Origin of the sequence: Chryseobacterium sp. WG23, assembly GCF_024586575.1 — a bacterium.
Taxonomy (GTDB): domain Bacteria; phylum Bacteroidota; class Bacteroidia; order Flavobacteriales; family Weeksellaceae; genus Chryseobacterium.
The window spans coordinates 159374-185230 of record NZ_JALCZE010000010.1 but is presented as its reverse complement, the minus strand read 5'-3'; the positions used below and the strand labels follow the sequence as shown (position 1 = coordinate 185230).

At 37.1% G+C, this 25857-nt stretch carries 36 protein-coding genes; 8 read left to right on the top strand and 28 right to left on the bottom strand.

Annotated features, from left to right (window positions below; genetic code table 11):
* Nucleotides 1–7 precede the first annotated feature (7 nt).
* The 25 genes from rpsM to MP477_RS16360 form a co-directional block, all read right to left on the bottom strand.
* The gene (gene rpsM, locus MP477_RS16480; protein ID WP_047491452.1) at nucleotides 8–385 is read right to left on the bottom strand and encodes a 30S ribosomal protein S13; all 378 of its coding nucleotides are present in this window, start codon (nucleotides 383–385) and stop codon (nucleotides 8–10) included.
* A gap of 9 nt (nucleotides 386–394) precedes the next feature.
* The gene (gene rpmJ / locus MP477_RS16475; RefSeq protein ID WP_007839480.1) at nucleotides 395–511 is read right to left on the bottom strand and encodes a 50S ribosomal protein L36; all 117 of its coding nucleotides are present in this window, start codon (nucleotides 509–511) and stop codon (nucleotides 395–397) included.
* Between the two features lie 63 nt (nucleotides 512–574).
* Nucleotides 575–790 carry a translation initiation factor IF-1 gene (gene infA, locus MP477_RS16470; RefSeq protein WP_034684855.1) on the bottom strand — a complete coding sequence of 72 codons (216 nt, stop codon included), beginning with the start codon at nucleotides 788–790 and terminating at the stop codon, nucleotides 575–577.
* Between the two features lie 3 nt (nucleotides 791–793).
* Nucleotides 794–2173 (bottom strand): preprotein translocase subunit SecY, encoded by a 1380-nt coding sequence (secY, locus tag MP477_RS16465; RefSeq protein ID WP_230034093.1) that lies wholly within the window; start codon nucleotides 2171–2173, stop codon nucleotides 794–796.
* 9 nt (nucleotides 2174–2182) lie between these two features.
* The gene (rplO, locus tag MP477_RS16460; protein ID WP_230034091.1) at nucleotides 2183–2632 is read right to left on the bottom strand and encodes a 50S ribosomal protein L15; all 450 of its coding nucleotides are present in this window, start codon (nucleotides 2630–2632) and stop codon (nucleotides 2183–2185) included.
* Nucleotides 2633–2652: 20 nt separating this feature from the next.
* On the bottom strand, nucleotides 2653–2829 hold the full coding sequence (gene rpmD, locus MP477_RS16455) for a 50S ribosomal protein L30 (protein WP_029297759.1): 177 nt from the start codon (nucleotides 2827–2829) through the stop codon (nucleotides 2653–2655).
* Between the two features lie 10 nt (nucleotides 2830–2839).
* Complete coding sequence (gene rpsE / locus MP477_RS16450) at nucleotides 2840–3361, bottom strand: 30S ribosomal protein S5 (protein WP_042721505.1); 522 nt, start codon at nucleotides 3359–3361, stop codon at nucleotides 2840–2842.
* Between the two features lie 19 nt (nucleotides 3362–3380).
* Nucleotides 3381–3734, bottom strand: coding sequence for a 50S ribosomal protein L18 (rplR, locus tag MP477_RS16445; protein WP_047491441.1), 354 nt, complete (start codon nucleotides 3732–3734; stop codon nucleotides 3381–3383).
* 15 nt (nucleotides 3735–3749) lie between these two features.
* On the bottom strand, nucleotides 3750–4295 hold the full coding sequence (gene rplF, locus MP477_RS16440; protein WP_230034089.1) for a 50S ribosomal protein L6: 546 nt from the start codon (nucleotides 4293–4295) through the stop codon (nucleotides 3750–3752).
* Between the two features lie 17 nt (nucleotides 4296–4312).
* Nucleotides 4313–4711: a 30S ribosomal protein S8 gene (rpsH, locus tag MP477_RS16435; RefSeq protein WP_076353268.1), complete on the bottom strand. Its 399-nt coding sequence runs from the start codon at nucleotides 4709–4711 to the stop codon at nucleotides 4313–4315.
* Between the two features lie 145 nt (nucleotides 4712–4856).
* Nucleotides 4857–5126: a 30S ribosomal protein S14 gene (gene rpsN / locus MP477_RS16430; RefSeq protein ID WP_047376574.1), complete on the bottom strand. Its 270-nt coding sequence runs from the start codon at nucleotides 5124–5126 to the stop codon at nucleotides 4857–4859.
* 3 nt (nucleotides 5127–5129) lie between these two features.
* Nucleotides 5130–5681: a 50S ribosomal protein L5 gene (rplE, locus tag MP477_RS16425; protein ID WP_047491435.1), complete on the bottom strand. Its 552-nt coding sequence runs from the start codon at nucleotides 5679–5681 to the stop codon at nucleotides 5130–5132.
* A 13-nt stretch (nucleotides 5682–5694) separates the two neighbouring features.
* A complete protein-coding gene (gene rplX, locus MP477_RS16420) occupies nucleotides 5695–6021 on the bottom strand; it encodes a 50S ribosomal protein L24 (RefSeq protein WP_047427597.1) in 327 nt (108 codons plus the stop codon).
* A 22-nt stretch (nucleotides 6022–6043) separates the two neighbouring features.
* Nucleotides 6044–6412, bottom strand: a complete 369-nt coding sequence (gene rplN, locus MP477_RS16415; RefSeq protein ID WP_002983226.1) for a 50S ribosomal protein L14 — start codon at nucleotides 6410–6412, stop codon at nucleotides 6044–6046.
* Between the two features lie 2 nt (nucleotides 6413–6414).
* Entirely contained in the window at nucleotides 6415–6669 is a 255-nt protein-coding gene (gene rpsQ, locus MP477_RS16410) for a 30S ribosomal protein S17 (protein WP_027371715.1), read from the bottom strand.
* 12 nt (nucleotides 6670–6681) lie between these two features.
* Nucleotides 6682–6867 (bottom strand): 50S ribosomal protein L29, encoded by a 186-nt coding sequence (gene rpmC, locus MP477_RS16405; RefSeq protein ID WP_027371716.1) that lies wholly within the window; start codon nucleotides 6865–6867, stop codon nucleotides 6682–6684.
* Nucleotides 6868–6879: 12 nt separating this feature from the next.
* Nucleotides 6880–7305 carry a 50S ribosomal protein L16 gene (rplP, locus tag MP477_RS16400; RefSeq protein ID WP_047491432.1) on the bottom strand — a complete coding sequence of 142 codons (426 nt, stop codon included), beginning with the start codon at nucleotides 7303–7305 and terminating at the stop codon, nucleotides 6880–6882.
* A gap of 98 nt (nucleotides 7306–7403) precedes the next feature.
* Complete coding sequence (gene rpsC / locus MP477_RS16395) at nucleotides 7404–8156, bottom strand: 30S ribosomal protein S3 (protein ID WP_230034087.1); 753 nt, start codon at nucleotides 8154–8156, stop codon at nucleotides 7404–7406.
* Nucleotides 8157–8163: 7 nt separating this feature from the next.
* Nucleotides 8164–8562 carry a 50S ribosomal protein L22 gene (gene rplV, locus MP477_RS16390; protein ID WP_047491422.1) on the bottom strand — a complete coding sequence of 133 codons (399 nt, stop codon included), beginning with the start codon at nucleotides 8560–8562 and terminating at the stop codon, nucleotides 8164–8166.
* A gap of 2 nt (nucleotides 8563–8564) precedes the next feature.
* Nucleotides 8565–8843 (bottom strand): 30S ribosomal protein S19, encoded by a 279-nt coding sequence (gene rpsS, locus MP477_RS16385; protein WP_002983209.1) that lies wholly within the window; start codon nucleotides 8841–8843, stop codon nucleotides 8565–8567.
* Between the two features lie 2 nt (nucleotides 8844–8845).
* Nucleotides 8846–9667: a 50S ribosomal protein L2 gene (gene rplB, locus MP477_RS16380; protein WP_230034085.1), complete on the bottom strand. Its 822-nt coding sequence runs from the start codon at nucleotides 9665–9667 to the stop codon at nucleotides 8846–8848.
* Between the two features lie 22 nt (nucleotides 9668–9689).
* Complete coding sequence (gene rplW / locus MP477_RS16375) at nucleotides 9690–9980, bottom strand: 50S ribosomal protein L23 (RefSeq protein ID WP_047491415.1); 291 nt, start codon at nucleotides 9978–9980, stop codon at nucleotides 9690–9692.
* Between the two features lie 3 nt (nucleotides 9981–9983).
* Nucleotides 9984–10613 (bottom strand): 50S ribosomal protein L4, encoded by a 630-nt coding sequence (rplD, locus tag MP477_RS16370; protein ID WP_047491412.1) that lies wholly within the window; start codon nucleotides 10611–10613, stop codon nucleotides 9984–9986.
* Nucleotides 10604–11230, bottom strand: coding sequence for a 50S ribosomal protein L3 (rplC, locus tag MP477_RS16365; RefSeq protein WP_027371722.1), 627 nt, complete (start codon nucleotides 11228–11230; stop codon nucleotides 10604–10606). Before rplC ends, rplD begins: the two co-directional genes overlap by 10 nt.
* Nucleotides 11231–11481: 251 nt before the next feature.
* The gene (locus MP477_RS16360) at nucleotides 11482–12243 is read right to left on the bottom strand and encodes a DeoR/GlpR family DNA-binding transcription regulator (protein WP_257191227.1); all 762 of its coding nucleotides are present in this window, start codon (nucleotides 12241–12243) and stop codon (nucleotides 11482–11484) included.
* A gap of 116 nt (nucleotides 12244–12359) precedes the next feature.
* Here MP477_RS16360 and MP477_RS16355 point away from each other — a divergent pair, with 116 nt between their 5' ends.
* The 8 genes from MP477_RS16355 (at nucleotide 12360) to MP477_RS16320 (ending at nucleotide 23215) form a co-directional block, all read left to right on the top strand.
* Nucleotides 12360–13952, top strand: a complete 1593-nt coding sequence (locus MP477_RS16355) for a glycerol-3-phosphate dehydrogenase/oxidase (RefSeq protein ID WP_257191226.1) — start codon at nucleotides 12360–12362, stop codon at nucleotides 13950–13952.
* 13 nt (nucleotides 13953–13965) lie between these two features.
* Entirely contained in the window at nucleotides 13966–15462 is a 1497-nt protein-coding gene (glpK, locus tag MP477_RS16350) for a glycerol kinase GlpK (RefSeq protein WP_257191225.1), read from the top strand.
* 24 nt (nucleotides 15463–15486) lie between these two features.
* A complete protein-coding gene (locus tag MP477_RS16345; RefSeq protein ID WP_257191224.1) occupies nucleotides 15487–16218 on the top strand; it encodes an MIP/aquaporin family protein in 732 nt (243 codons plus the stop codon).
* A gap of 9 nt (nucleotides 16219–16227) precedes the next feature.
* Nucleotides 16228–17028 carry a hypothetical protein gene (locus MP477_RS16340; RefSeq protein ID WP_257191223.1) on the top strand — a complete coding sequence of 267 codons (801 nt, stop codon included), beginning with the start codon at nucleotides 16228–16230 and terminating at the stop codon, nucleotides 17026–17028.
* Nucleotides 17029–17286: 258 nt separating this feature from the next.
* Nucleotides 17287–17706 (top strand): hypothetical protein, encoded by a 420-nt coding sequence (locus tag MP477_RS16335; protein WP_257191222.1) that lies wholly within the window; start codon nucleotides 17287–17289, stop codon nucleotides 17704–17706.
* A gap of 299 nt (nucleotides 17707–18005) precedes the next feature.
* Nucleotides 18006–18977, top strand: coding sequence for a hypothetical protein (locus MP477_RS16330; protein WP_257191221.1), 972 nt, complete (start codon nucleotides 18006–18008; stop codon nucleotides 18975–18977).
* 89 nt (nucleotides 18978–19066) lie between these two features.
* On the top strand, nucleotides 19067–21793 hold the full coding sequence (locus tag MP477_RS16325) for a hypothetical protein (protein WP_257191220.1): 2727 nt from the start codon (nucleotides 19067–19069) through the stop codon (nucleotides 21791–21793).
* Between the two features lie 411 nt (nucleotides 21794–22204).
* Nucleotides 22205–23215: a terpene synthase gene (locus tag MP477_RS16320; RefSeq protein WP_257191219.1), complete on the top strand. Its 1011-nt coding sequence runs from the start codon at nucleotides 22205–22207 to the stop codon at nucleotides 23213–23215.
* 17 nt (nucleotides 23216–23232) lie between these two features.
* Here the strand turns inward: MP477_RS16320 and MP477_RS16315 are convergent, their stop codons facing one another.
* The 3 genes from MP477_RS16315 to MP477_RS16305 form a co-directional block, all read right to left on the bottom strand.
* Nucleotides 23233–23733 (bottom strand): low affinity iron permease family protein, encoded by a 501-nt coding sequence (locus MP477_RS16315; protein ID WP_257191218.1) that lies wholly within the window; start codon nucleotides 23731–23733, stop codon nucleotides 23233–23235.
* Between the two features lie 88 nt (nucleotides 23734–23821).
* Nucleotides 23822–25018, bottom strand: coding sequence for a PepSY domain-containing protein (locus tag MP477_RS16310; RefSeq protein WP_257191217.1), 1197 nt, complete (start codon nucleotides 25016–25018; stop codon nucleotides 23822–23824).
* Between the two features lie 209 nt (nucleotides 25019–25227).
* Entirely contained in the window at nucleotides 25228–25845 is a 618-nt protein-coding gene (locus tag MP477_RS16305; RefSeq protein ID WP_257191216.1) for a hypothetical protein, read from the bottom strand.
* Nucleotides 25846–25857: the final 12 nt, after the last annotated feature.

Sequence of the window (25857 nt, the reverse complement as noted above, 5' to 3'; positions counted from 1 at the left end):
CTAACGATTATTTACTTGCCTTTTTCTTGTTAGCAACTGTTTTTCTCTTTCCTTTACGGGTTCTAGAGTTGTTTTTCGTTCTCTGGCCTCTTAAAGGTAATCCTAGTCTGTGACGTATTCCTCGTTGGCATCCTATGTCCATCAATCTCTTGATGTTCAATTGCACTTCAGATCTTAATTCTCCTTCTACTTTTACGTTGTCAGAGATATATGTTCTGATTGCAGCCAATTCATCGTCATTCCATTCGTTGACTTTCTTGTCTTCGCTGATACCGGCAGCTTTAAGGATTTCAGAAGAAGTACTTCTTCCTACTCCATAGATGTAAGTTAAACCGATAACACCTCTTTTGTTTTTTGGTAAATCAATACCTGCAATTCTCGCCATAATTTAATGTTAGCCTTGTCTTTGTTTAAATTTTGGGTTCTTCTTGTTGATTACAAATAGGACACCTTTTCTGCGTACAATTTTGCAATCAGCGCTTCTTTTTTTAATTGATGCTCTTACTTTCATTTTGATAGTATTTATTTTTTAACAAATGCCAAATGGAATGTTTCTTCCATTTGGCTATTTTGTTTAATATCTAAATGTAATTCTCCCTTTCGTTAAATCATAGGGAGACATTTCTAGTTTTACCTTATCACCAGGTAAAAGTTTAATATAATGCATTCGCATTTTACCGGAAATATGAGCAATAAGTATATGCCCATTCTCAAGTTCTACACGGAACTGAGCGTTCGAAAGTGCTTCCGTTATAACGCCGTCTTGTTCAATATGTTTTTGTTTTGCCATAAATTAATATCCAGTCGTTCTAGACAGTTTAGACTGCATTAAACCATCATAGTGATGGTTCAGCAGATATGTATTAATCTGTTGAACAGTATCTAAAATTACTCCCACCATAATCAATAATGACGTTCCCCCGAAAAATAAGGCAAACGCATCTGTCTGAACAAAGCTTCCATGCACAATTGCTGGAAGGACTGCAAAGATAGATAAAAAAATTGCACCTGGCAAGGTAATTTTTGATAAAATATCATCTAAATAATCAGCTGTCTCTTTACCGGGTCTTACTTTCGGTACTAAACCTCCATTTCTCTTCAAATCATCAGCCATCTGGTTCACCGGAATTGTAATTGCAGTGTAGAAAAACGAGAAGATAATAATTAATAGCGCAAACAATACATTGTACTGCCAGCTAAAAACATTCTTGAAACCTGCAAGAAAAGTGTTAGACTCATCGAATTTTGTTAATAGTCCTGGTACGAACATCAATGCTTGGGCAAAGATAATCGGCATTACACCAGCAGCATTTACCTTCAATGGAATCCATTGTCTTGCTCCCTGCATAAGATTTCTGTTTACACCTCCTCTTGCTTGAGCTCTGCTTACATACTGAATTGGTATTTTTCTAACAGCTACAGATAGTATAACTGCTAAAAGAACCACCACCATCCAGAATAATACTTCAATAAGGATCATGATAGATCCCATTCCTCCTTTTCCGTTCTGCACGGCCATCTCCTGTACGAATGCTTCAGGTAATCTTGAAAGAATCCCTACCATAATAAGGATGGAAATACCATTTCCGATTCCTTTGTCGGTAATTTTTTCACCTAACCACATTGCGAATACTGAACCACCCACCAAGATTACAATACTTGGCAGCCAGAACATGATAGAATTTGGCTCTACAAAATATGCAGACTGGAATTGAGCATAGGGTAAGAATAATTGAGTAATAGAAGTTAAGTAAGAAGGTGCCTGTACCAGACAAACTCCGATTGTTAACCATCTTGTAATTTGGTTCAATGTATTTCTACCTGACTCTCCATCTTTCTGAAGCTTCTGAAGATAAGGAATAGCCATCCCCATCAACTGAACAATAATAGAAGCAGAAATATAAGGCATGATTCCCAACGCCATTACGGAAGCGTGGCTGAAAGCTCCCCCCGTAAACGACGAAAGCAAGCCAAGGAGACCTGCTCCTTGCTTGTTACCGCCTTGATTTTTATAATGCTCTAAGAGATCTCCCACCTCTGCAAGGTTAATTGCAGGAAGTGAAATATAAGATGCGAATCTATACACAAGGATAATACCTAAAGTGAAGATAATCTTATCTCTTAATTCCTTTAGGCTCCAAATATTTTTAAGTGTTTGTATAAATTCTTTCATTAGTAAGTATTATAAGGTAATTGCTTTTCCACCTGCTTTAGCAATAAGCTCTTCAGCAGATTTAGTGAACTTGTCAGCAGAGATTGAAACCGCAGATTTCAATTCTCCTCTACCCATAATTTTCACTAATTCGTTTTTAGAAACTACACCATTTTCTACTAAAACTTCTTTCGTGATATCTCCAGTGATGGATTTGTTCTCGATTAAAGTCTGGATAGTATCAAGGTTAACTCCTCTAAACTCTTTTCTATTTACGTTTTTGAATCCGAATTTAGGTAATCTTCTTTGTAAAGGCATCTGACCTCCTTCAAAACCGATCTTCTGAGAATAACCAGCTCTTGCTTTCTGTCCTTTATGTCCTTTTGTAGCAGTACCTCCTTTTCCACTACCTTGACCTCTACCAATTCTTTTTGAATTGAAAGTAGATCCTGCAGCAGGTTTTATGTTATTTAAATTCATTTTAATTTCTTTTTTAAAAATTATTTTTGAACTTCAAGTAAATGACTAACTGCAGCTATCATTCCTAAGATAGAAGGAGTAGCTTCATGTTCTACAACTTGGTGAAGTTTCTTTAATCCTAATGCTTCAAGCGTTCTCTTTTGGGTTTTTGTTCTACCAATAGCGCTTCTTACTTGCTTTACTTTAATTGTTGCCATTGTTCTAATATTAACCGTTAAACACTTTACTTAGAGAAACTCCTCTCATTCTAGCGATCTCTTCAGGTCTTCTGATATCTAATAACGCTTTAAAAGTAGCTTTCACTACGTTGTGAGGGTTAGAAGATCCTTTAGACTTTGAAAGGATATCGTGAATACCTGCAGATTCCAATACCGCTCTTACCGCACCACCGGCGATAAGTCCTGTACCGTGAGAAGCAGGTCTTAAGAAGATATCTGCTCCACCGTATCTAGCAGTAGTTTGGTGAGGAATAGTGTGGTTCATTACAGGAACTTTCACAAGGTTTTTCTTAGCATCTTCCACTGCCTTAGCAATTGCAGAAGCAACCTCTTTAGATTTTCCTAAACCAAAACCGATAACACCTTCTTCGTTCCCTACTACAACAATAGCAGAAAATCCGAAAGCTCTACCTCCTTTAGTTACTTTTGTTACTCTGTTAACAGCTACGAGACGATCTTTTAATTCTAATCCTCCCGGTTTTACTCTTTCTATATTATCTAGTCCTAACATATTTTCCGAAATTTAATGATTAGAATTTAAGTCCTCCTTCTCTCGCACCATCAGCTAGAGCTTTCACTCTTCCATGGTATACGAAACCGTTTCTGTCAAATACAATACTTTCGATTCCTGCAGCAACCGCTTTAGCAGCGATAGCTTTACCTACAGCAGCAGAAATTTCAGTCTTAGTACCTTTAGCGTCTACACCTTTTTCTCTAGAAGAAGCTGATGCTAAAGTTTTACCATTTTTATCGTCGATTAACTGAGCGTAAATTTCCTTATTACTTTTGTATACAGATAATCTTGGCAATTCAGAAGATCCAGAGATTTTCCCTCTTACTCTTCTTTTGATTCTTATTCTTTTTTCTAATTTACTTAATGCCATAATACTTATAATTTATTAAGCAGATTTACCAGCTTTACGTCTAACAATTTCTCCTACGAATCTTACACCTTTTCCTTTGTATGGCTCAGGCTTTCTGAAAGAACGGATCTTTGCAGTAACCATTCCTAGAAGTTGCTTGTCGTGAGACGCTAAAGTAATAATTGGGTTTTTACCTTTTTCAGTCAATGTATCAACTTTTACTTCACCTGGAAGTTCTAATACGATACCGTGAGAGAATCCTAAAGCTAACTCAAGTTTTTGACCTGAGTGAGAAGCTCTGTATCCTACCCCTACTAGTTCTAGTTTCTTTTCGAAACCTTCTGATACCCCAACGATCATGTTGGCGATCAACGCTCTGTATAAACCGTGAAGCGCTTTGTGTTGCTTAGAATCAGATGGTCTGTTTACGTTAAGCTCACCATCTTTTTGTTCTAAAGTAATTCCTGCTGTAAGCTCTTGAGAAAGTTCTCCTTTTGCTCCTTTTACAGTTACTACACCGTTATTTTCAGTGACTGTAACTCCAGCTGGAATTGTTATAATTGCTTTACCAATTCTTGACATTTTCCTCTGATTAAAAATTAATAAACATAGCAGATTACTTCACCGCCTACTTTCTCTTCTCTAGCTTTCTTGTCAGTCATTACTCCTTTAGAAGTAGAGATGATAGAAATACCCAAACCGTTTAGTACTCTTGGAAGTTCAGTAGAACCTTTGTACTGTCTCAAACCTGGTCTAGAAGCTCTTTGAATAGACTTAATAGCAGGTTTGCTAGTTTGCTTATCATACTTTAAAGCGATTTTGATCACTCCTTGAACAGCGTTATCTTCAAACTTGTAGTTTAAGATATACCCTTGATCAAATAGGATCTTAGTAATCTCCTTTTTGATTTTCGATGCAGGAATTTCCACCACTTTGTGGCCTGCGCTTTGTGCGTTCCTTACTCTTGTTAGGAAATCTGAAATTGGATCTGTTACCATTTTTCTTTTATAAATTATTGGTTAAAGACAATCAGTATTGAAAAGACTTGAAGAGGAAAATATCAGACTTCAGAAAACTTCAGTCTGATATTTATATTCTTTAGTATCTAGACAACTTAATTGTCCCGATTTTAATTAGTAATTATTACCAACTGGCTTTTCTTACACCTGGGATAAGACCGTTGTTTGCCATTTCTCTGAAAGTTACTCTGGAAATACCAAACGTTCTCATGTATCCTCTTGGTCTACCTGTTAGTTTACATCTGTTGTGTAATCTTACAGGAGAAGCATTTTTAGGCAACTTTTGAAGTCCTTCGTAATCACCTGCTTCTTTTAAAGCTTTTCTTTTGTCAGCGTATTTAGCAACAAGTGCTTCTCTTTTGCGCTCACGCGCTTTCATTGATTCTTTAGCCATTTCTTAGTTCTTTTTAAATGGTAAACCGAAGTGAGTTAATAATGCTTTAGCTTCTTTATCTGTCTTCGCAGTAGTAACGAAAGTGATGTCCATCCCTTGGATTTTTTTCACTTTGTCAATTACGATTTCAGGGAAGATAATTTGCTCAGTAATACCTAAGTTGTAGTTACCTCTACCATCGAAACCATCTGCCTTGATACCAGAGAAATCTCTGATACGTGGTAAAGCAGAAGAAGTAAGTCTGTCTAAGAACTCATACATTCTGTGAGCTCTCAAAGTTACTCTAGCACCTACAGGCATTCCTTTTCTTAGTTTGAATGCAGCTTCGTCTTTCTTAGAGATCGTACCTACTGCTTTCTGACCTGTGATGTTTGTCAATTCTTCTACAGCATAATCAATGATTTTCTTATCTGCAGTAGCATCTCCTAAACCTTGTGATACAACGATTTTCTCTAATCTAGGTACTTGCATGATTGACTTGTACCCAAATTCTTCCATCATTGCAGGAACAATTTGCTCTTTGTATGCTTTTTTGGGTCTTGCTATAAATTCCATGTGTTAATTCAAATTATAAAGTTTCCCCCGTTTTTTTGTTAATTCTTACTTTCTTATCTCCTTCGATTTTGTAACCGATTTTGATAGCTTTTCCGTCTTTACCAACTAAAGCTACGTTAGAGATATGAATAGAAGCTTCCTTCTCAGTAATTCCTCCTTGAGGATTAGAAGCTGAAGGCTTAACGTGTTTTTTAACGATATTAAGTCCTGCAACGATTACTCTAGGGTCTCTTCCTTCTTTCTTGATCACTTCAATAACTTCACCAGTTTTACCTTTGATATCTTTCTTACCAGTAGTAATGATTACGTTATCTCCTCTTTTTATTTTTAACTTTGACATTTTCTTTTAAAAATTTTAAAAATTAAAGTACTTCAGGAGCTAATGAAATGATTTTCATATATTCTTTATCTCTCAACTCACGAGCAACTGGTCCGAAAACACGTGTTCCTCTCATTTCTCCTGCTGCATTTAGCAATACACAAGCATTGTCGTCGAATTTGATGTATGAACCATCTTTTCTTCTAACTGCTTTTTTAGTTCTTACTACTACAGCTTTAGATACCTGACCTTTCTTAGCGTTTCCTGATGGTGTAGAATCCTTGATAGTAACAACGATTTTATCACCAACTGAAGCATATCTTCTTCTGGTTCCTCCCAGAACTCTGATAACCAATACTTCTTTAGCACCTGTGTTATCAGCAACTTTTAATCTTGATTCTGTTTGTAACATTATTACTTAGCTTTTTCAATGATTCTTACTAATCTCCATCTCTTGCTCTTGCTCAAAGGTCTAGTTTCCTGGATCAGAACTGTATCACCTTCTGTGCATTCGTTGTTCTCGTCGTGTGCAGTATATTTTTTCGTTTTCAAAACGAATTTACCGTACATCGGGTGCTTTACTCTTGTAGTTTCACTAACAACAATAGTTTTTTCCATTTTATTACTGGAAACCACTCCGATTCTTTCTTTTCTTAAATTTCTATCCATTGTAAAATGAAATTATTGTTTGTTAGTTAACTCAGTGTTTAGTCTTGCGATTGTTCTTCTCAAATCTTTGATTTGAATCGGGTTTTCAATTGGGCTGATTGCATGAGCCAATTTCAATTTAGAATATTGAGCTTTTGCTTCAGTTAATTGAGCTTGAATATCACCCGCGCTTAAATTTTTAATATCAGCATTTTTCATTGTATTCAAAGATTATAGAGGTTTAACAAAATCGTTAGCAACGATGAATTTAGTAACTACTGGTAATTTCTGTGCCGCAAGTCTAAGAGCTTCTTTCGCTACTTCGTAAGGAACACCTCCTACTTCGAACATGATTTTACCTGGTTTTACTACAGCCACCCAATATTCAACAGCACCCTTACCTTTACCCATCCTTACTTCGGCTGGTTTCTTAGTAATTGGCTTATCTGGGAAGATTTTGATCCATAGCTGACCTTCTCTCTTCATATATCTAGTTGCAGCAATACGTGCAGCCTCAATTTGTCTAGCTGTGATCCAAGCTCCTTCCGTAGCTTTAATCCCGAAAGTTCCGTAAGCAAGTTGATTACCTCTTTGAGCAATCCCCTTCATCTTCATTTTATGAACTCTACGGAATTTGGTTCTTTTTGGTTGTAACATAATTTCTAAATTTTAGATTTTAGATTTTAGATTTTAGATTTTTTTTATTTTAAAAAAGTAACGGTAATTTAAAATTCAAAATGTCTAATCTAAAATTTTTAATTATTATTGTTATTATTGTTATTATTTTTTCTAGGTCTTCTGTTGTCTCTGTCTCCTCCTCTGTTTCTATCTCCTGACTGACCTCCTTTTTTCTGTTGTCCTACTAATGGGGAAAGTTCTCTTTTACCATAAACTTCACCTTTCATAATCCAAACTTTTACACCTAGTCTACCATAAGTAGTGTGAGCTTCAGCCCAGTGATAATCGATATCAGCTCTGAAAGTAGACAAAGGAATTCTTCCGTCTTTGAAAGATTCGCTTCTTGCCATTTCAGCACCGTTCAATCTTCCAGAGATTTGAACTTTGATACCTTCAGCACCCATTCTCATAGTACTAGCCATTGCCATTTTAACAGCTCTTCTGTAAGAGATTCTGTTTTCAATTTGCTTAGAAATACTATCAGCAACTAAAACTGCATCTAGTTCAGGTCTTTTGATTTCAAAGATGTTGATTTGAATATCCTTACCTGTAAGTTTCTTCAATTCTTCTTTCAATTTATCAACTTCCTGACCTCCTTTACCGATGATAAGTCCCGGTCTAGCAGTAGTAATTGTAACTGTTACTAATTTTAATGTTCTTTCAATATAAATTTTTGAAATACCACCTTTAGATAATCTAGCCTCAAGGTATCTTCTGATTTTGTAGTCTTCAGCGATTCTGTCTCCATAATCTTTACCACCAAACCAGTTAGAATCCCATCCTCTGATGATACCTAATCTATTACCAATTGGATTTGTCTTCTGTCCCATACCTTGATTAATTTTCTTTATTACCTAAGATTAATGTAACGTGGTTAGATCTTTTTCTGATTCTATACCCTCTACCTTGTGGAGCTGGTCTTAGTCTCTTTAATTGTCTTGCACTATCCACGAAGATTTCTTTAACGATAAGGTTTGCTTCTTCAATATCAGCACCTTCGTTTTTTGTCTGCCAGTTTGCCATAGCAGAAAGAAGTAATTTCTCTAATTTGTTAGAGGCTTCTTTTTTAGAATATTTTAGGATATAAAGAGCTTTATCTACCTGCTCTCCTCTAATGATATCAGCAACTAATCTCATTTTTCTTGGAGATGATGGGCAGTCATTTAATGAAGCTTTTACAACGTCTTTGTTAGCTTCTTTTCTTGCGATTGCGCTATCTTGTTTTCTTGATCCCATGATTATCTGCTTCCTTTGTTTTTGTTACCACCATGACCTCTGAAAGATCTTGTTGGAGAAAATTCGCCTAACTTGTGACCTACCATGTTTTCTGTAACATATACAGGGATAAAAGATTTCCCGTTGTGTACAGCGATAGTTTGTCCTACGAAGTCCGGAGAGATCATCGATGCTCTAGACCAAGTTTTGATAACTGTCTTCTTACCAGACTCTATATTTGCCTGAACCTTCTTATCTAAAGTATGATGAATGAACGGTCCTTTCTTAAGTGATCTTGCCATAATTATTTTCTTTTAGATACGATGTAACGGTTAGACACTTTGTTTTTCTTTCTAGTTTTGTAACCTTTAGCCGGCATACCGTTTCTAGATCTTGGGTGACCTCCAGAAGAACGTCCTTCACCACCTCCCATTGGGTGATCTACAGGGTTCATTACTACCGGTCTAGTTCTTGGTCTTCTACCTAACCATCTGCTTCTACCAGCCTTACCTGATACAGTTAATTGGTGATCAGAGTTGGAAACTGAACCAATCATTGCCATACATTCAGTAAGGATCATTCTAGATTCTCCTGAAGGCAATTTAATGATGGCATATTTTCCGTCTCTTGAAGTTAATTGAGCTGAAGAACCAGCACTTCTTGCTAAAATAGCACCTTGACCAGGCTTCATTTCAACACAAGAAATTACAGTACCCAATGGAATATTTCTCAATTTCATTGCGTTACCTACGTTTGGTTCAACGCTTTCTCCTGACACTACTTTCTGATCTACTTTGATACCGTTTGGAGCGATGATATATCTCTTCTCTCCGTCAGCATACTCTAATAAAGCGATAAATGCAGTTCTGTTTGGATCGTATTCTACAGATTTTACAGTTGCTTCAACGTTTGCTTTGTTTCTTTTGAAGTCAATAATTCTGTATTTCTTTTTGTGTCCACCTCCGGTGTAACGCATGGTCATTTTACCTGTTTGGTTACGTCCACCTGACTTTTTAATACCAACGGTTAGAGACTTCTCTGGTTTGTTGGTAGTAATTTCCTCAAAATTGTTTACAACTCTGAATCTCTGTCCCGGGGTGATAGGTTTTAATTTTCTAACAGACATTACTATTATTTATAATTAATAATTAATTTACAGCAAAAATATCGATAACCTCACCTTCAACAAGCTTGATTACCGCTTTTTTCAATTTGTTTGTCTTTCCTACTTGAAGACCTTTTTTAGTGTATTTCGAAGAAACCTTCGGAGCATAAATCATTGTGTTAACGTCTGCTACTTTTACACCGTAAGCCGCTTCTACAGCTTTTTTAATCTGGATTTTATTCGCCTTAGGATTAACTAAGAAAGAATAAGAACCTCTTAAATCTGTAAGGTAATTAGCCTTTTCTGAGATAACTGGTTTAATAATAATAGACATGACTTATTTCTTTAGATTTTCCTGGAATTTTTCAACTGCACCTTCGAAGAATACAACTTCACCTGCATTTACTAAATCGTAAGAACTTACTTCATTGAAGTTCATTACTTTAGCTTTAGGTAAGTTTCTTGAAGATAAATACACATTCTTGTTAGCTTCAGGAAGGATGAATAAAGCTTTCTTATCGTTTAATGCCAAAGCATTCAATACAGTAATGAAATCTTTAGTTCTAGGAGCGCTTAAGCTCATATCTTCCAAAACTCTGATGCTGTTGTCTCTCATTTTCTGAGATAAAACAGATTTCTTAGCTAATCTCTTAAGAGCTTTGTTCAATTTGAATCTATAGTCTCTTGGTTTTGGTCCGAATACTCTACCTCCACCTCTGAAAGTTGGAGATTTGATATCCCCGTATCTAGCAGATCCTGATCCTTTTTGCTTCTTAAGCTTTTTAGTAGAAGCCGTAATTTCGCTTCTTTCTTTCGATTTATGAGTCCCTTGTCTTTGTGCAGCAAGGTACTGTTTAACTTCTAAGTAAACCGCGTGCTGATTTGGCTCAATTCCGAATACTGTTTCGTCTAGAGTTACTTTTCTTCCGGTCTCTTTTCCTGATGTATTTAATACTACTAGTTCCATTTTCTGATAATTACATAAGAATTTTTAGCTCCCGGAACAGCACCTTTTACTACTAAAAGATTTTGTTCTTGATCAACTTTTAACACCTGAAGGTTTTGAACAGTTACCTGCTCACCTCCCATTCTTCCAGCCATTCTCATCCCTTTGAATACTCTTGAAGGGTCTGAACCAGCACCGATAGAACCTGGAGCTCTAAGTCTGTTGTGCTGACCATGAGTTGCCTGCATTACACCTCCAAATCCGTGTCTTTTAACAACACCCTGGAAGCCTTTACCTTTTGAAGTACCTGTTACGTCAACATACTCACCTTCAGTGAATAGATCAACTTTTACTTCTTCTCCTACTTTTACTTCATCAACGAATTCTCTGTAGAATTCAACTAATTTAGCTTTAGGAGCAGAACCAGCCTTTTTAAAATGACCAGCTAACGCTTTACCAACGTTCTTCTCACTCTTGTCATCGAAACCTAATTGAACAGCTTTATAACCGTCTTTTTCTAAGGTTCTGACCTGTAAAACCGAGCATGGACCAGCTTGGATAACTGTACAAGGAATATTTTTTCCTTCTTCGTTAAACAAAGATGTCATACCGATTTTCTTACCAATAATACCTGACATTGTTTATATTATAATAAAATTTATCTTTCTCTTATCACCATTTTTAGGAGACTAAAGTAATTTCTACTTCTGATATAGGCATACTACGCCCCTAAAATGAGTGTGCAAATGTATGAATAAATTTATTACTGACAAATTTTTCAAGTAAAATATTTTGATTTTTAATCAATTAGATCATTTTGAGAAAAGCCGGAACAAATTTTCCAATGGTTTATTTTGATTTTTAAAAAGAATTTAAAAAGAGGATCTGTTTATACGATCACATTTACGCCTGCTTCTTCCAATCCTGCCTCATCTTCAGCAGAGATACCTGCATCTGTAATCAGGTAGTCTATTTTATCTAATGAAGCGATTTTACCAAAGCCTTTTTTATTCAGCTTTGAAGAATCCGCAAGAATTACCGTTTGATCGGCACAGTCAATCATCATCTGATTAAGATGGGCTTCTGCGGCATTAGAAGTACTGATTCCAAATTCAAGGTCAATACCATCTACTCCCAGAAAAAGCTTATTACAGGAAAACTGTCTGAGAATTCCTTCGGAAATAGATCCTACTATAGAAGTAGAGCTCTTACGAACTTCTCCCCCTAACTGAATAATGTTAATATTAGGATTATTGCAAAGCTCAATAGCCACCCTCAAAGAAGAGGTCAGTACCGTAAGCGGACCAAAGTTCACCAGCATCCGGGCAAGATAATGCATGGTAGTTCCGGAAGCTAATATAATACAGTCATTCTCCTGAATCAGCGCTAATGCCGCTTTTGCTATCGCCTGTTTTGCTTCCACATTAATATTCTCCTTCTCCCCTACATTTTTTTCATATGCATATCTTACCTGCTTACTTGCTCCCCCATGATTACGAAAAAGAAGCCCTAAACTTTCAAGATAGTTCAAATCCTTTCGGATCGTAACCGAAGAAACATTCAGTTTTTCACATAAATCCTGTACAAGAACATGGCCTTTTTCATCCAGCTCTTTTAATATTTCATCATGCCTTGGGATTAGCTTCTCCATTTTATTCGTTTCATCAAAATTAGCGTTTTTTTTTCATACTCTAAAATTTCATTTATTTTCTTTTTGCTTTCATTTTTAATTTATATATTTGAAAACGAAACATAAACGAAACATTTATGAAACGAAACGAAGAACTCAGTAAATTAACCAATGTAAAGGAATGGGACTTTATAGTCATAGGAGGAGGAGCCAGTGGTTTAGGTTCGGCACTAGATGCAGTAAGCAGAGGATTTAAAACCTTATTGCTTGAATCTCATGATTTTGCAAAAGCAACATCCAGCAGAAGTACAAAATTAGTACATGGTGGAGTAAGATATCTTGCACAGGGAGATGTAGGATTGGTAAAAGAAGCGCTAAAAGAAAGAGGCCTTCTTGCTAAAAATGCAGCCCATATTGTAAAAAATCAATCTTTTATTATTCCCAATTATACCTGGTGGGGAGGAATCTATTATAAAATAGGCTTATCAGTTTATGATTTCCTTGCAGGGAAACTAAGCCTGGGAAAAACGAGATACATCAGCAAATCAAAGACCGTAGAAAAACTTCCAACTATTGAACAAAATCACTTGATGAGTGGTGTTGTTTACCAGGACGGACAGTTTGACGACGCCAGACTTGCTGTGAATTTAACTCAGACCATTATCGAAAAGGGAGGAACCGCAGTCAATTATGTAAAGGTGATCAATCTTCTGAAAGATGGTGCTGATAAAGTAATTGGTGTTGTTGCAGAAGATCAACTGTCCAAGCAGCAATATCAGATTTACGCTAAGGTAGTCATTAATGCAACAGGTGTATTTACCAATGACATCCTTAATATGAATAACCCTAAGCATGGTAAACTTGTTGTTCCAAGCCAGGGAATCCATTTGGTGCTTGATAAATCATTCCTGAAAAGCGATGATGCGATCATGATTCCAAAAACATCAGACGGCAGGGTTTTATTTGTTGTTCCCTGGCACAACAGAGCTTTGGTAGGAACTACAGATACACTTTTAAAGGATGAAAGTTTTGAACCCCGTGCTCTGGAAGAAGAGATCAGCTTTGTTTTAAATACAGCAAGACAGTATTTAGCCAAGAAGCCAACCCGTGAAGATGTAAAATCTGTATTCGCAGGATTACGTCCTCTCGCAGCTCCTAAAGACGGAAGCAAAAGTACAAAAGAGGTTTCCAGAAGCCATAAAGTTATTGCTTCTGAAACAGGGCTTATTTCCATTATCGGTGGAAAATGGACAACTTACCGTAAAATGGCGGAAGATACTATAGATGAAGCAATGAAAGTTCACAGATTAGGAAACACTACATCTAAAACAGAACACCTTTCCATTCATGGTAATGTAAAACCGGAACAGGTAGACCGAAGTAACCATCTTTATGTTTACGGTTCTGATATTCCGGCTATAAAAGCTTTACAGGAAAGCAACCCGCGTTATTCTCAGAAAATACATCCGGATCACCCTTTTACTGTTGCAGAAATTGTATGGGCTATAAGAAACGAGATGGCAGAAACCATTGAGGATATATTATCCAGAAGGGTCCGTTTATTATTCTTAGATGCCAGAGCCGCGATAGACAGCGCTCACACTGTTGCAAAAATAATTGCTGAAGAAAAAGGATATTCTGAAGAATGGACGCAACAACACGAAAATGAATTTATTGATTTAGCAAGAGGATATTTATTAACGCCTTATTCACCTAAAGTTCAATCTTAACTAGTACACTTTTATGAATGAAAAATTAATTCTCGCTTTAGACCAGGGAACAACTTCCTCCAGAGCGATCTTATTCAACCACAGTGGAGAAATTAAATTTGTAGCACAGAAAGATTTCAGACAAATATTCCCGACACCAGGTTGGGTAGAACATGATCCGAATGAAATCTGGTCATCACAAATCTCCGTAGCAGCAGAAACGATAGCGAAAGCAGGTATCTCCGGACTGGAAGTTGCCGCCATCGGTATTACCAATCAACGTGAAACCACTGTTGTATGGGACAAAGAAACCGGCGAACCTATCTATAATGCCATTGTATGGCAGGACCGAAGAACTTCTAAATATTGTGACGAACTAAAAGAACAGGGTCACGCTGAAGTTATTAAAGAAAAAACAGGTCTTGTATTAGATGCTTACTTTTCTGCAACAAAACTAAAATGGATCCTTGATAACGTAGAGGGTGCAAGGGCTAAAGCAGAAGCAGGAAAACTATGTTTTGGAACTGTAGACACATGGCTTGTATGGAAACTTACCCGTGGTAAAATGTTTATCACTGATGTATCCAATGCCAGCAGAACAATGCTTCTGAATATTCATACCCTAGAATGGGATAATGATTTGCTGGAATTATTCAATATTCCCAGAGCTGTTCTTCCCGAAGTAAAACAGAGCAGTGAAATATACGGAGAAACGGCCACTACTTTATTTTCCACCAAAATTCCTATTGCAGGTATTGCAGGTGATCAGCAGGCAGCTTTATTCGGGCAAATGTGCATCACTCCGGGAATGGTAAAAAACACATACGGAACCGGCTGTTTTTTGTTAATGAATACAGGAAAAGAAGCTGTTTCCTCTAAAAACAACCTGCTAACAACCGTAGCCTGGAAAATCAATGGAGAAGTAAATTATGCATTGGAGGGAAGTGTATTTGTGGGAGGTGCAGCCATCCAATGGTTGAGAGACGGTCTTAAAATTATTCGTTCATCTGAAGAAGTGAATGAGCTGGCGGCATCTGTTCAGGACAATGGTGGTGTATATTTTGTTCCTGCCCTTACCGGATTAGGAGCACCACATTGGGATCAGTACGCCCGTGGAACTATTGCAGGCCTCACACGCGGAACAACGGACGGACATATTGCTAGAGCAACACTGGAAGGTATTGCTTTCCAGGTTTATGATATTGTAAAATCTATGGAAGCAGATTCCGGAAGAGCAAGTCTTGAGCTAAGAGTAGATGGAGGAGCCTCAGCAAGTGATCTTCTGATGCAGATTCAGTCTGACTTGTTTGGTTTTAAAATCACAAGACCTCAGACGCTTGAAACTACTGCATTGGGAGCTGCTTATCTGGCAGGCCTTGCTGTAGGATACTGGAAAGATATTGATGAAATACAGTCCCAATGGATCGTGGACAAAGATTTCCATCCCCAGTTGGATAAAGAAAGCGTTGATAAAATGATCCACTTGTGGAAGAAGGCCGTATCACGTTCTCAAAACTGGATAGAAGATTAACCCGCTGACCTTAAAAATACACATATGACACCATTTATCGCAGAATTAATAGGAACAATGCTTCTTATACTCTTGGGCAACGGCGTTGTCGCCAATGTTGTCTTAAAAGAAACTAAAGGAAATAATTCCGGTTGGATTGTAATTACAACAGCATGGGCATTAGCTGTCTTTATCGGCGTCACTGTAGCCGGACCTGTAAGCGGCGCCCATCTGAACCCGGCAGTCACCATTGGTCTTGCCACTGCAGGAAAATTCTCCTGGGATCTGGTTCCATCCTATATAGCCGCTCAAATGATCGGAGGAATGCTTGGAGCCTTCCTGGTTTGGCTGTTCCATAAGGATCATTTTGCTATAACAGAAGATGAACCGGGAATGCTTGCCTGTTTCAGTACAGGACCAGCTATCAGAAAGACTTCTTCCAATCTTATCAGTGAGATCATAGGAACGTTTGTACTGGTATTTGTCATCTTTCATTTTTCGGACCCCAGTATTTCGATTGCTACTGATCCTACAGCAAAAGTAGGCTTAGGTACTGTAGGAGCTCTTCCTGTTACATTTCTTGTCTGGGCAATAGGTTTGTCACTGGGCGGAACTACAGGATATGCGATTAACCCGGCAAGGGATCTTGCCCCAAGAATTATGCATGCTATTCTACCTGTAAAGGGAAGCAGTGATTGGGGATATGCATGGATACCTGTAGCAGGGCCTGTAATAGGAGCTGTGCTTGCCGCTGTTTTATATGGACTCTTAACTTAAAAAATACAGATGATGAAAATTTTAAAAGGAATCTTCCTTCTTGCGTTAGGCTCCGGAAGATTATTTTCTCAGGAAAACACTGAGGCTAAGGAAAGCAGGCTTGATTTCACTGCCAACATTCAGAATAACCATTTATGGAGAGGTTTAATCATTACTGATAAACCTGTTGTAATGGGGAATCTCTCCTATGCCCTGGATGCAGAAAAAAAATGGAAAATAGGAATCTGGGGGGCATCCGCTTTAGCAGATGATAAAGACAATACCCATTATAAAGAAATCAATTATTATGTTCAATATTCTGACGGACGTTTTTATATCGGGCTTTGGGATCTTTATAATTCCAGAAACATTAATACCGCAGTGGCTGCAGATGACATCTTCAGCTATTCACAAAGGAGAACGGCACATATTATCGATTTAAGAACCAACTATACGTTCGGGCCTTCATTCCCTATTAATATTGAAGCAGATATTATGCTTTATGGGGGTGCCAATGCAGGAGAGGTTGTTCTTGAGCCGGACGGAAGTTATAAAAAGAATAAATATTCTACCTATGTTCAGGCAAGTTATCCGGTAATAAAGTCCCAGAAAGTGAATCTGGACGCCTTTGTAGGGGCTGGCTTTGCTCTTAATGATAAAACCTTCCTGTATGGAAATGGTAAAAACAGTTTCGACATCGTTAATATAGGTGTAAAAGCCGGTAAGGTTGTTAAAATTACCGACCATTACAGCCTTCCTGTTTATATGATGGCCATGTGGAATCCTTCTAATAAGTTTGCAAGGATCCAGCTTGCTGCTACAGTTTTTTAACAGGATAGCTGCCACAATACTATAGAATCACTCCTTATGGGGTGATTCTTTGTTATGGATGACAATGACTATCCTGCCAAATTAAACCACCCCGTCAAATCTTTGATTTGCCGCCCTCCAGTGGAGGGGAATAGTTATAAGAATATTATACATAGTAGAAGCATAAGCCTGAGATTAATAATAGCTTTACCTCCAATCACCGGGATTTTACGGTTTATCATTTAAGTAAATATTTTTACTTTTGAAGAAAAAAGAACTATGAAAAAACTTTTCAGTATTATGATTTTGTGTATCAGCATTTTGTCTTTTGCACAGGTAAAAGTTCCTTTTACGGGACATAGAAGTTTTGATATTATGCAGGGCTACAGTGGCACCGGCACGCCTCATTATTATCTGGATGTGAAAAAAAACGGTGATGTCTTTTTTGGGTATGTTCAGGTGAATCAGGCTAACGGAAAGGAAACTACTGAAGAAATAAATGCAGGTAAATATGGGGCAAACAAAGTCATGAAAGTACATTTCAAAAAATTCAAGGAGACCTTCTTTGTGAAATTTGATAAAAATAAAATCTTTATGACCGATGAAAAGGGGAATATTCAGAATCTTGAAGGCTGCTGCTCTTCCAGTGAGAGTATGGATAAGGAAACCTGTACCTGTGAAAGTGAGCTGTATGAATAATGAGATCATATAGTACCACTCCTTTGCAGTGTTTTTTTTAATGGAATGAAAAAAGGCCACCCCGTCAAAAATTCTTTGCATTTTCGCCCCTCATCCAGTGGAGGAGAATGGCTATAAGAATTATTGGGATTTGTTGCGAAGGAAATTTGAGATTATGGCATTTGTCAGAAATAAGGAATCACCGGGGTTTTACGGCCTATTTATTGGTTAAATATCTTTAATTTTGAAAAAATTAACGAATGCTGTCCGGATTGCGGAATGGCTGAGTTGAATTGTGACTATGAAGGTATTTTACATCAATGAAAGTTTTAAAAATCTTATTTATATTTTTTCTTCTTGTTTCATGTAGCAAGAAGGAGCATCATCCTTATACGTTCTATTATTGGAAAACCAATTTGAAACTGAATCAGGAAGAGAAAAAAGTTTTGGAACATGCTTCTGTTCCTTATTTATATACCCGTTTTTTTGATGTTGATAAAATAGGAGGAAAGTTTCAGCCTGTGGCTGTCATCACCAAAGACCAGAGTTTCGAAACCGATAAACAGATTGTACCTACTGTTTTTCTCACGAATCAGACTTTACTGGATATTTCTTCGGAGGAGATAAAATTCCTGGCGGAAAGTATTCATCATTTAGTACAGAAGAAAGCAGAAGAATATCATTTAAAAATCAACAATGAGATTCAGATCGACTGTGACTGGACAGCCGGCACACGTAATGATTACTTTACATTTCTAAAAGAGCTGAAAAGGGTTTCCGGAAAGAATATCACCTGTACTCTGCGTCTTCATCAGGTTAAAGATAAAAAGAAAGCCGGAATTCCGCCGGTAGAAAAAGTATATCTGATGTGCTACTCCACTTCTTCCCCATTAGAAAAATCTGATAAAAACTCGATTCTGGATGTGGCTATATTAAAAAGTTATCTTTCCCGAATGGAAGATTACCCCATCAAAACTATTGAAGTAGCGCTCCCTATTTACTCATGGGGAATTGTTACCAATCATCTGGAAAAGCATAAGCTGATTAATGCACTATCGAAAAAGGATCTGCAAAATGAACATTTTAAAAAGATCTCTGAAAATGAAGCTGAAGTTTTAAAGGACGGTTTTTACTTTGGAAGCTACCTGAATAAAGGTTTTAAAATAAAGGTAGAGGAAATTTCAAGTGAGCAGCTGGAAGATGTCATCCGTTTTCTTGAGAAAAAAATACCTCATTTTAATATTATTTATTATCAATTAGATAGTAAATTTGTGATAGATCGAAAATTTTAAATCATTACCACCGATGAAGGCATTGCATGAGTGCCTGCAAGACTTAAATTATTAATCATTATAAAAAAATTAAAAACACCACTCTACATATGAAAAAGTATATTCTTTCGCTTGCAGTGGCCTCTCTTTTCTATACGAAATCTGATGCCTGCGCCTGGTCAGATCCTGACTATGAATACTTCAATCTTTTTACCCAGAGTATCATTAAAGATAAATCTTATCTACCCTTTCTGCACAACTATTCCAGCAGATTTTATACGGGCTATAAAACCTCATTGATTCCTGATGACAATCTGGAAACATGGAAGAAGTATTTTGGCAACCAGCTTAATCATGCTGAAGCTTATGACCTGGTTTATAAGATCAGTATGAATGACCTCAATGGTCTTAAAAATGGTAATCCTTCTAATCCTCTTCTCCAAAAGCTGGGTTCAGGATTTTACCAGAAGTACCGTGAGGGAATAGATTATTTAATTGAGGCCAAATATCTGGAGCCTTATATGAGCATCAATTATATTGAAAGTGAAAACTCATTTTACTATGACAGAAATGCCGACAGAAAGAATGCAACCGCTCTTGATTACAACAAAACCATTGCTGCTTTAACTTCTTTATACAATGCTGCCAGAAATCCGGAGATTAAACAGCGCTACGGATACCAACTGGTACGTCTCAATCATTATACGAGAAATTATGATGCTTCACTACAGGCATTCAAAACCTATATAGAGCCTATTAAGCTCAAAGGTGCTGTTTATTTTATGGCACTGGATCAAATGGCGGGCGCTCAAAGGGGACTGGAGATGAACAGTGATGCCAACTGGAACTTCTTCCAGGTATTCATGAACACTAAAGACCGTAAGGAATCTTCTTTTGTATCTATGAAGCTTTCGGATACGGCTTCTTTCAGCAATATTATGAAAAGAGCTAATACCAATGAGGAAAAAAACATGGCTTATTTTCTTTTAGGGTATGAGGATTTCAACAATCCTATTCCGGTTATGGAAAAAATGTATGACATCAATCCGGATTCTGAGATTCTGAAGGTAATGGCTGTAAGAAGTATCAATGAGCTGGAAAGAAGTTATCTTCCCACTTATTATTATACCGACGCTGCTTCCGGGAGAGTTTCTGTACAAAGAGGAAAAACAGACACCAAAGCTTCAAATGACAATACAGCAGGTACCACTGCCACAGAGGTAAAAGGGGAAAAGCTTTCTTTCTGGCAAAAGATTGTAAGATTCTTTAAAAACCTTTTCGGAGGTTCTAAGTCTGGGAAAACCGGTGACGAAGCTAAAGCTGGTCAAAGTGATGATGAGCTCTTCAGTAATCCGGACAGGATCCCTTTCTATACCCGGACAGGCTATTATTACGATCAGAAAACACAGGACTTCCTTGATAACCTGGAAAAATTCACAGATAAAACAAAGGAGAAATCTAAGGATGAATACTGGCAGATTGCCAATGCTTACCTTAAGTTTTTGAAAAAAGACTATAAAGCAAGTTCTGAAATTCTTAATGACATAAAAACTACCAATCCCGAGTATCAGGAGGAGATCAAGAGAATGAAAGTTCTGAATGATATTGTTTCCCAGCCCAAAATAGATGCAGCATATGAGGATCATTTAATGAAAGATTATCCTGAATACTTTGTGGAAAAACCAGTGAAGAAAGATACTGCCACCACGGATAATTTCGATTATTATGGGGAAGCACCATCTACTGCTGATTTCCTTAAAGACGTTCTGGCGAACCGCTATTTCCTTCAGGGTGAGGATGGAAAATCATTCCTGATGAATAATAAGCTTTCTGATCTTCAGTACAACCCGAACTCAACCTTGGTAAAAAGTGTGGAGGACTTTTACAGAAAGTCAGATAAAACACAGTTTGAGCAGCAGGTTATTGCCAAAAACATGGACAGTGTAGGTAATATTGATGCATTTTTCAATACCATCTATGGAGACAGAGCCATGAGGCTTGCCGATTTTGATAAGGCTAAATCCTATTACGAAAAAGCACAGAAATTTGCCGGAATCCCAAGAGTCAATTACGACTGGTCAGAAAAAAGCGGACCAACCACTACAGCCAAACAATATACACCTACTGAATATGACGGTTTTGATAATATTTCAAATCTTGTATTTGGCCACAATGTTTGGGAAAGTTTCCAAAGTTCTGATACTGAAAGCATGAAAGCTGAAAACTATACTGATTTTCCTTTCATCAAAACCAGTATGAATAAACTTGAACTTGCTGATGTACTGATTCAGCTTAAAAAGATCGGAAATGGTGCTGATGAAAAAGCTGCCAAAGCCAACCAGCTTATTGGAAATCTACTCTACAACACTTCTATTTTAGGATATTATAGAGAACTCTTCGTCATGGATATCGACAATAGTAATGGCGGAAAGTATAATTTCTGGAATACCGACAGAAAGAACCCTTATAAATATTATTACAAAAACTTTCTGGACACTTCTTATATTGAGCCTGACAATTTTGACCTGGCGATTAATTATTATCAAAAAGCACTGAAGCTTTCCAATAATAAAGAAGAAAAAGCAAGAGTTCTTTTCCAGATGGCTAGTGCTGAGCAAGGGAAATACTATCAATATGAAGCAAAAAACCAGATGGATTATGATTATTCTGATCCTAAGTGGTCTGAAAAATCTGATGCCCACCAAAAAGAACTGGACAATCTGAGAAATCAGAAATACAGAACCTATTTTGCACAATTGAAAACACAGTACTCAGATACTGAAACCTCAAAAGCGCTGATGGGAAGCTGTTCCTATTTCAGTTACTTTATGAGATAACATCACTGCATAAAAAAACCTCTGAATCATCAGAGGTTTTTATTTTATATCGTATGTTTATTTTTTAATAAGCTCACATCATCATTCATGGTCATGAAGTAGACTCCTTTAATTAAGCTGCTAACATTTATCTGACCTTCACCAATTATTCCTTTTGAAATTAGTTACTCCGGAACATTTAGATTCATAGAGTGATTTTTGGGGATACATTTTTTACATTCAGAACATTATCAACAGGATCGGATATATCTGAACTGATTTTATATTCCAGCTTTAGGCCTTACATATTAAAATTAAAAATCTCTAAAAAAATTCACAACATACAATTACTTTATAATCATTTTTATTATTATTTTCACAATATAATTACTAATAATGACTTATTAAACTAAAACCATTAATAAAAAAACCATGAAAGCAACAATTTCAGATAATGAATTTTACGCAGGATTACAACAATTACCCAAGCCCAAGTATCCTTTCCCCGATTCTATACATCCTGACTTTCAACTTCAGCGAGAAGAATATTATGATTGGATTGACAAGGAGTATATTTTTCACAGTAAAGAAGCCCGTGAAAAACACAAGCAACACAACCTGACTGATATTGCAGCACGTGGTTGTCCTTTTTTAAGGAACCTGGCGGAATTGAGGCCATTAGCCAGTTATGCTGCTGATGGGGCCATGATGGACGATTATTTTGATCGCTGCTCCCATGATGAAATGACAGAAATAGCGACTCGTATTATGGCTTTACTCACTGGTGATGATCCTAATGAACCAACTGACAATGGTATATTTCATCAATTCTGGATATTAAGACAGAACGTCATTGCATGTGAAATGCCGGAACGGCACTATAAAAAATTTCTAAAGTCACTGCACGAAGTGCTTATCGGATATGCAGACGAAAGAGTATACTACAGATCAAATACCATCCCTTCTCTGCCTGTTTATTTATTAATTCGCGAAGCGACAAGCGGAGTACAGCCTTTTTGTAAATATGTAGCTATGCAAAAAGATTATCGTCAGCTCCCTGACAGCGTATTGGAGCATTTACACATTCAACGCCTTCATACAATTTGTTCTCTGATGATCGGAATACATAATGATATTATTTCTTTACCAAAAGAACTGCATAGAGAAGAGGATACGATGAATCTGGTGAAAGTATTGCAGCAAGAGCATAAAACGTCAATAAAAGAGGCCTATATGATGGCTCTGGAAGTACATGATAATTATTTAAAGGAATTTTTGATATTGCAGGAACATTTGCCTTCTTTTGGCCAATGGCAGGATATGGTCCGAAATTACGTAGAGGATCTTGGCATTATGGTAGCCGGTGTATATGCCTGGCATACGAATGACACCTCCCGTTATATAAATGGAGGGTATGTAGAAGGTGAATATTCCAGCAAATAATATTATTAAAAAAGGGATCATTCTGATTCCTTTTTTTGCTCTTTCTTCTTCAGCCATTCTTCATGTTTATTTTTGAAAAATTCATGCTTGTAATTCTGATTTCTCTGTGCTGCATCAATAGAATGTGAGGTATGAATATCCGCATCCTTTTTTGCAAACTGAGCCAGATTTTCGTAATAATGGTGGAGCTGGTCCAGATCCACTTCTGTAAGGTCTTCGATATCTACAATTCTGTTGCTGGCTTTTTCGTGGGCAGCTATCAGCTCGTTCAGTTTTATCTGTATGGCTTTAGAATCTTTATTCTGGGCTTTTTGAATAAGGAATACCATTAAAAATGTAATGATAGTAGTTCCTGTGTTGATCACAAGCTGCCAGGTTTCCGAATAGTCGAAAAACGGACCTGTTAATGCCCAGACAATGACCAGAAGCATAGCACCTATAAATGCAACAGGGCTACCTGTAAATTTTACTGCCCCGTTTGAAAACTTTTCAAAAAAATTATTATTCTTGTGGCTCATGATAGAAGTTATTTTACATAATAAATGTATAAAATTAACATGAACCGGGATTAACAAAGTTGAGTTTTCAAATGAGAAGTGGTATCTTTTATTTTGTTTTCTTCAGCCTGTGCCACCAGATCAGAAATCCTGTAACCGGTAAAGAACATCCAATAAGAGATACTACAAAATATAGAATGATACTGGGCAACCCCATGATTTCTCCCGTATGTAAAGGTTTGGCAAGTGCCGTAAACTGTTTATTGAGAGGCTTGGCAGAGAATAATTCCCTGGTTTTAAAAACTCCGGTTTTATCAAATGTCACTTCATCCTGAAGCATCATTCCCAGCAGATTCTGCCTGTTTGTTTTTATGATCACATATCGGGGGTTATCCTTATTAGGCAACTCTACGCTTGTAACGGCAGTATAAGGAAGATACCGGTCCGAAAGCTGTAAAATTGTATCGATGGAAGCTGAAGCTGCATTTTTAAAATTTTTCTTTTCATCCTGCTTCTGAAGCATATCTTCCATAAGCCCGCTGAACGGATCATCCCCACCTTCGTTAGCATCTGAAATATGATCAATTGAAGATCCTCCCAGACTCACAATAAGACCATTTTTCACCCATGGATATGTGATATACAATCCTGTAACAGCAATAAAGAAAATCATCAGGAAGCTGTAAAATCCCAAGGTATTATGAAGGTCGTAATTCAGTCGCTGAAACTTTGCTTTCACCATGACAGTCAGGCCTTGCTTTAAAAACTTCAGCTTTTTGGGAAGCCAGAGGATGAATCCTGAAATCAGCAGCACACAAAATATAAGTACCGAAGCTCCTACCACCTGGCGTCCGGCATTTCCCATCATAAGGTTTCTGTGAATATCAAGTACCACTTCAAAGAAATGGCTCGCTCCTATATCTGCCGACCCAAGAATTTCTCCTGTATACTGATTGTAATAAGTACTTTTATCTAATTGATTCTCCCGATACCCAATAACATAGCTTCTTCCTTTATCATCCGGAATCAGAAGAGAGGTCAGTTCTTTGTTCTGCTGTAATAACTCTGACCGGATCAGATCAGGGCTTTTAATTTTTCCGGAAGCTGAGCTGATATATACTTTTTCTCTGTTCGTAAATTCTATAATCTGGTTTTTGAATGCATACAGACAACCGGTAAGACACATCACAAAAACGATGATACAAGATAAAAGTCCCAACCAAAGATGAATAAGCCACATCAGATATTTAGTGACCGATTCATTCTTTCTTTTTTTCCGGTAAAGGCTTTTAAACAATAACTTCATTTGGACTCATAACAAAAACATTAAGATGGTTGGGTCACCTTAATGTTTTTTAAATTAAAATTGATATGAATGATTGATAATTTTAAAGGGTGACCTGCAAATTAATGTAGCTCAATAACCAGCTATGATAACCTGTATAAGTCTTACAAAAAAGTTCTGTGATACGGGTAGAACTTAGTTCCCCTTCTCCGGACGGGATCCGGATCAAATTATTTTCTTCCTTTAAACTGAACCTCTTTTACGATCTCTTCGAATTTTGTGTAGTGTTCAGGAGTAAGTGTTTTTTGGATTGCTGCTTTTCTCTGTGCATCAAATTTTTCCCAGTATTCTTTAGCTAAATCATTGTTGCCATGATAGACATCGTGGGCATCGTTGAATGCTTTTTCAAATGCATCATTCGCTGCATTTACTACTTTGAATTCGTCTTCGGAAAGCTGTGCCTCTGTTTTTATTCTTTCTAAAAGGGCGTTGTCATATCTTGGTCTTTTTCTGGAGTTTTCATCAACAAATTTGTTGAACTGTTCCATTTGAGGGCCATCCAGAACTTTAGCCATCTCAAGAGACTGCTGTGCTCTCAGCTCTTCATTTTTTATTCCTAAAGCTACACGGTCCATATTTCCTCCCTGAGCTTTTGCAGCCTGGAAGTTCTGCTCCTGAAGATCCTGGTATTTTTTAGTGATCTCGTCAAAGCTTTTCGTCTGATCCGGTGTAAGCTGTATTTCAGTTTTAAACTGGTTGTAATCGATTCCTTTCTTTTTGTCTCCGGAGCATGAAGCCAAAACAGCTCCAATGCTAAGGACAAAAATTAATGATTTTATACTTTTCATAATAATGATTTT